Here is a 2,130-nt window from a genome sequence, read left to right as displayed (position 1 = left end):
AGCCGCTGCTCGAACGCGTGGCGCCGGTGACGACGATCGGGCTCTATACCGAAGCCGGGCAGCCCTATCAGCGCGCCGTCGAGGCAACCCGCCAGCTCGCCAGGCTTGTCGGCAAGAAAAGCGAAGGCGAGGCGCTGATCGCGGCGACGGATGCGTATTTTTCGGAAGTTCGCCAGCAACTGGCGCCGCTTTCGGCGCGGCCGATCTATGTCGTCAGCTTCATGGACCCGCGCAATGTGCGCGTCTACGGCAAGAAGAGCCTGTTTCAGGAGGTATTCGACCGCATCGGGCTCAGCAATGCCTGGACGGCCGAGACCAATTATTGGGGGTTTTCGATCGTCGGCATCGACGGGCTGGCGACATCCAGCGACGCGCGCCTTGCCTATCTCGAACCCTTGCCCGAGGGCGCCGGCGGCACGCTGACCGAAAGTCCGGTCTGGAACGCCATGCCTTTCGTGCGCAGCCGCTCGATCATACGCCTTCCCGCCGTCCACATGTTCGGCGCGCTTCCGTCCGCCAGCCGTTTTGCTCGGGTCCTGGCGTCGGCGATGGCCGCGGAGGCCGCCCGTGGCTGAGGATGCTGCGGCCATTGCCCAAGGGGGAAAGCCTGCGTCGGCCGGCCGGGCCTTCCCATGGAGCTTTCTTGGCAATCAGCCGGTAGGCGCGATCCTGCTCTGCGCGATGCTGCTCGCGGCGGCGGCAGCGGCAACCGTCTCGAACCTCACGGTGCAGCTGCCATCGGCGCTCTGGCTGCAATCGCTAGCCGCCCCCGACATCGCCGACATGCGGCAGGTGCTTGTCCACTACGCCTTCCTGCCCAGGCTTGCCGTCAGCCTTCTGTGTGGTGCGGCGCTCGGGCTTGCCGGAACCGTCCTGCAACAGGTTCTGCGCAACCCGCTCGCCTCGCCCGAAACGGTCGGCGTCTCGGCCGGCGCTTATCTGGCGCTGGCACTGGCGACGCTTCTGTCGCCTTCCTTGCTTGCCTTCGGCCGCGAATGGGTGGCGCTGGCCGGCGCATTCATGGCCCTTGCCGCCGTCTTCGCTCTGTCCTGGCACAAGGGCCTGTCGCCGCTTTCGGTCGTGCTGGCGGGGTTGGTCGTCAGCCTCTATGCCGGCGCCATCGGTGCCGCTCTCATTGTGCTGCGGCATGAATGGCTGGCCAGCCTGTTCATCTGGGGCGCCGGTTCGCTCGGCCAGCAGGACTGGTCGACGACGCTATGGCTTCTGCCGCGCATCGGCACTGCTGCGCTCGCGATCTTCCTCATGGTGCGACCACTGACCTTGCTTGGCCTCGACGACGAAGGCGCGCGCAGCCTTGGCGTGTCGCTCGGCGCCTATCGCTTCGCTGGGCTGGCGGCCGCCGTCGCGCTGATTGCCTTCGTCGTTTCCGCCGTCGGCGTCATCGGTTTCGTCGGCCTGGCCGCGGCGACGCTTGCGCGCATCGGTGGCGCCCGACGGCTGGGCCAGCAATTGGTGATGGCGCCGCTGATCGGCGGGGCATTGCTGTGGGCCGCCGACCAGGCCGTGCAGATCGCCACAGGACCGCAAGGCGACCTGTTGCCGACCGGAGCGATCACAGCACTTCTCGGTGCACCGCTGCTTCTCTGGCTACTGCCGCGTCTTGCGCTTGGCTCGGAAGCCCCGGCCTTGACCGCCGAGCGCCTGCCACGCGCAAGCCGGCCGAGCCTCCTACTGGCGGTGATCGGCCTGGCTCTGCTTTTGCTGCTTGGGCTGGCCTTGCTCTATGGACCGGGCCCGCATGGCTGGACCTTCGCTTTCGGCGATGAGCTGCAGCCCCTGCTGTCATGGCGGTGGCCTCGCGTGCTTGCCGCGCTGAGCGCCGGCGCGATGCTGGCGCTCGCCGGGCTGATGATGCAGCGGCTGACCGGCAATCCGATGGCCAGCCCCGAAGTGCTTGGCATCAGCGCCGGTGCCGCGCTTGGCATGATGGTAGCGCTGTTTGCCCTCTCGGATGCCGGACGCCCGGTTCAGACGGCGGCGGCAACCATCGGCGCCTTCGCCGCCTTGCTGGTGACGCTGGCGATCGGCCGCCGTGCCGCGTATGCGCCGGAGCGGCTGCTGCTCGCCGGCGTTGCTCTGACGGCCTTGTTCGACGGGCTGATCCTGGTG

General features: G+C 68.1%; 2 protein-coding genes. Both read left to right on the top strand.

Annotation, left to right across the window (positions count from 1 at the left end; translation table 11 throughout):
- Positions 1 to 575 (top strand): ABC transporter substrate-binding protein (locus tag EN935_RS32675; protein WP_127374057.1); only part of this gene is annotated, 575 nt, incomplete at its 5' end.
- On the top strand, positions 568 to 2,130 hold a 1,563-nt coding region (fhuB, locus tag EN935_RS32670), incomplete at its 3' end, for a Fe(3+)-hydroxamate ABC transporter permease FhuB (protein ID WP_127374056.1). The genes EN935_RS32675 and fhuB, both read left to right, overlap by 8 nt.

Source organism: Mesorhizobium sp. M7D.F.Ca.US.004.03.1.1, assembly GCF_003998635.1.
GTDB lineage: Bacteria > Pseudomonadota > Alphaproteobacteria > Rhizobiales > Rhizobiaceae > Mesorhizobium > Mesorhizobium loti.
Note: the sequence above shows the minus strand (reverse complement) of the source record. Positions and strands in the feature narration are given on the sequence as shown.